4 protein-coding genes are annotated in these 3,555 nt (G+C 43.7%); 2 read left to right on the top strand and 2 right to left on the bottom strand.

Annotated elements, in window-relative coordinates; translation table 11 throughout:
• Together H6F50_RS25380 and H6F50_RS25375 are read right to left on the bottom strand one after the other, a co-directional pair.
• On the bottom strand, positions 1–545 hold a 545-nt coding region (locus tag H6F50_RS25380; RefSeq protein WP_190430835.1), incomplete at its 3' end, for a class I SAM-dependent methyltransferase.
• A gap of 121 nt (positions 546–666) precedes the next feature.
• A complete protein-coding gene (locus H6F50_RS25375) occupies positions 667–888 on the bottom strand; it encodes a hypothetical protein (RefSeq protein ID WP_190430834.1) in 222 nt (73 codons plus the stop codon).
• A gap of 452 nt (positions 889–1,340) precedes the next feature.
• On the opposite strand from H6F50_RS25375, the gene H6F50_RS25370 reads away from it, so the two are divergent.
• Together H6F50_RS25370 and H6F50_RS25365 are read left to right on the top strand one after the other, a co-directional pair.
• Positions 1,341–2,084, top strand: coding sequence for a TVP38/TMEM64 family protein (locus tag H6F50_RS25370; RefSeq protein ID WP_190430833.1), 744 nt, complete (start codon positions 1,341–1,343; stop codon positions 2,082–2,084).
• Positions 2,084–3,555 (top strand): mercuric reductase (locus H6F50_RS25365; protein ID WP_190430832.1); only part of this gene is annotated, 1,472 nt, incomplete at its 3' end. The genes H6F50_RS25370 and H6F50_RS25365, both read left to right, overlap by 1 nt.

Here is a 3,555-nt window from a genome sequence, read left to right as displayed (position 1 = left end):
TCTGGAGGAATACCTTTTTTGAGAACGTAATTCTTCAGGATTTCAAACTTTCGTTCAACTTGACCCGAATTCGACTCCCCGTATGAATCCACGAGCACAAAAGTAGCACCTGGCTTGAGCCGTTGAGCGATACTGCGAAGCATTGCTAGCTTGGTTCCGTCATCGGGGAAAAAATGCATGACTAGAATCAACGTGGCGGCGTTATACAAAATATCTTCAGGTAAGTCAGACACAATGCCTTGATGCAGGCTGACGCGCTCTTGGAGTCCGGCTTTCTGGATGCGATCGCTAGCAATGCTCATCATCTCCGGAGACGGATCTACTCCCAGCAGCCGCCATGAAGAATTTGCCTTACCCAGAATCTCAAGTTCTTTACCCGAACCCGAACCAGAAATTAACAGTGAGGACTCTTCCGGGAGGCGCACTTGAAGCACCGCCTGCAACAAATCGTGTATCAGCTCATATCCAGGCACCCAGAAAAGAATTTCTTTATCATAATTTCCGGCGCGTTCTCCCTCGAAAATAAATACTTGCTGATTTGTCATGTCTGCAAATTTATAAAAAACTGATAATTGCTAATTTCGGGTCATTGATAGCTGTTACTAGGAAGTAAATGGTAGATGCACTTTTCCTATCCCAAATTTTACTCCCATTCTCTATTATCATTTAGCCCCCAACTTCTCCAATCAATTTTTTTAGATAAGCGGCTGCTTCTTTGGGTGTTAGCATGACTACCTCATTTTTGCGAAGGATTTCGTACTGGTTACTTCGATAGCCGTGACCCAAAATCAGCCCTAAACTAACTGCTCTATTGCCAAGTTCGTTTAACTCGTTGAAGCTCATCGCTTCAACTTCCATATTCAGTTGTTTAATGATTTCCTCATCCATGTCCTTAGGTCTCCGGTTAACATCTTAGATTTTTTACGTACAGTCAATTCCAATTCAAGGTGCTGATACTACACATCTGTTCTCCGTTTATTCTCTTGGGTGGTTAGGAGGAGCTTCATGTAGTACATCAAAATGGAAATGGTATAACTAAATCGCCAACGCAAGCGATCGCATCTGGGTGAAGCTAGTATTTTGTAGCCTCCTTACTCCCCCACACATCTCAGCTTTCATCCATTCTAGCTTTTGTCTAGTTCTACTTTTTCTTTTTCACATCTTTCTAAAGGAATAGTTTTTACGAGACATTTTAAGCTTCTTTTTAGAAAAATCTAACATTTTTTTAATAAAATCATTATCAATTCTCAGCTAAAAATCATTTGTCAGCCAAATTTTATTATAAAAATTAGCTTAATCTTTAAGAGTCAGCTTCCATATCTGTGTTATTGAGGTAGGTTATGGAGAATGAATCAGTACAAAGCCCCTCCAGTTCAAAGATAAAACGGATTTTTGGTTTTTTTCTAGTTGCTGCTCTTATCGCTGCTCTCATCTTTGCAGCTAAATATTTTAATGTCCAGGAACAGTTGAAGAGCGCTTTAGCGTGGATTGACAGCCTGGGATTTTGGGCACCCCTGACTTTTATTGTCCTCTACATCCTAGCCACCGTACTCTTCATCCCCGGCTCCATCCTCACCTTGGGAGCGGGTGTGGTTTTCGGTGTAATTTTAGGTTCAATTTACGTCTTCATCGGAGCCACTTTAGGAGCCGCTGCTTCATTCCTCGTGGGGCGTTATTTGTCTCGTGGGTGGGTTTCCAAGCAAATAGAAAACTATCCCAAATTTAAAGCTATCAACCAAGCTGTTGCCAAGGAAGGATTCAAAATTGTTCTTTTAACTCGGCTTTCACCTATCTTTCCCTTCAACCTTTTAAACTACTCTTTTGGAATCACCCAAGTTTCCCTGAAAGATTATTTTTTAGCCTCTATCGGCATGATTCCCGGAACGATTATGTATGTTTATATCGGTTCTTTAGCTGGTAGTATTGCCACCCTTGGAGCAGTACAGCCCAAAAATCCTGAAACTGAAATAGCCCAATGGGTAGTTCGCATCGTTGGATTTATTGCCACTGTTGCTGTGACGATTTATGTTACGCGCATCGCTCGAAAAGCATTAGAAAAAAGCGTTAATCAGGAGGAATTATAATGCCACAGCTAGGAGTTGATCGGGTGACTGTGTCGCCAATGGATGTTTATAACCAAACTTTGGTGGCTCACGTACATCCGCCAGATTGGGTGAATCCCGAACCTGCACCTCGTTACAATTTGGTTGTAATTGGAGCGGGTACTGCGGGACTGGTAACAGCGGCTGGTGCAGCCGGGTTAGGAGCTAAAGTCGCATTAATTGAAAAGCATTTGATGGGTGGAGATTGCCTCAATGTGGGTTGCGTTCCCTCGAAATGCATGATTCGCTCTTCTCGTGTTGTTGCAGATATTCGGGATGCAGAGCAATTTGGTGTTCGTGTTCCTGAAGGTACAGAAGTCGATTTTTCTGCCGTGATGGAGCGGCTGCGGCGAATTCGTGCCGGGATTAGTCATCACGATTCTGCGGAAAGATTTCAAAAGTTGGGTATCGATGTATTTTTGGGAGATGCTCGGTTTTCTAGTTCTGACACTATCGAAGTCGCGGGAAAGAAGTTACGTTTTAAAAAAGCAGTTATTGCTACAGGTGCGCGTGCAGCTAATCTCCCGATTGAAGGGTTACAAGAGGCAGGTTATCTCACTTACGAAACCGTATTTTCCCTCACAGAACGACCAAAACGACTAGCAGTAATTGGCGGTGGTCCTATCGGCTGCGAACTGGCTCAGGCGTTCCAGCGGCTTGGTTCAGAAGTGGTGCTGTTACATAAAAATGCCCATCTTCTTGACAAAGAGGATGCTGATGCAACCGAAATTGTGCAACAGGCGTTTATTCAGGAGGGGATTAAGTTAATGTTGCAGTCCAAAATTAAGCGAGTTGAAACAAGCAGCGCTGGAAAAGTTATTTATTACGAAGCGAATGGAAAAGAAGCTTCAGTAACAGTTGATGAAATCCTAGCCGGAGTTGGGAGAGCGCCTAATGTTGAAGGCTTAAATCTTGAGACGGTAGGCGTACAATATGACACCAAAAAAGGGGTAATTGTCAATGACAAGCTTCAGACAACAAACCCTCGCATTTATGCTGCTGGTGATATCTGTATGGAATGGAGATTCACCCATGCTGCTGATGCCGCTGCCCGGATTGTTATTCAGAATAGTTTGTTTTTTGGGCGCAAAAAACTTAGTACGCTGACAATGCCTTGGTGTACCTACACTGCTCCAGAAATTGCCCATGTGGGGATGTACGAGAAAGAGGCGTTGGGAAAAGGAATGGAGGTGGATACTTACTTCATTCCATTGAGTGAGGTGGATCGAGCAGTTGCTGACGGCGAAGAAGAAGGATTTGCTAAAATTCACGTCAAGAAAGGCACCGATAAAATTTTAGGTGCAACCATTGTGGCGAGACACGCAGGTGACATGATTAGCGAAGTCACCTTGGCGATGGTAGGAAATGTTGGCTTGAAAACACTTGCCACGGTTATTCACCCCTATCCCACGCAAGCCGAAGCGATTCGCAAGGCAGCAGATGCTTATAACCG

The sequence above is a fragment of the Coleofasciculus sp. FACHB-712 genome (assembly GCF_014695635.1).
Classification (GTDB): domain Bacteria; phylum Cyanobacteriota; class Cyanobacteriia; order Cyanobacteriales; family FACHB-T130; genus FACHB-T130.
Note: the sequence above shows the minus strand (reverse complement) of the source record. Positions and strands in the feature narration are given on the sequence as shown.

Coding starts and splice junctions, on each gene's coding strand:
- H6F50_RS25375 (WP_190430834.1), bottom strand. CDS start 888: ATGGATGAGGAAATCATTAAACAACTGAATATGGAAGTTGAAGCGATG.
- H6F50_RS25370 (WP_190430833.1), top strand. CDS start 1,341: ATGGAGAATGAATCAGTACAAAGCCCCTCCAGTTCAAAGATAAAACGG.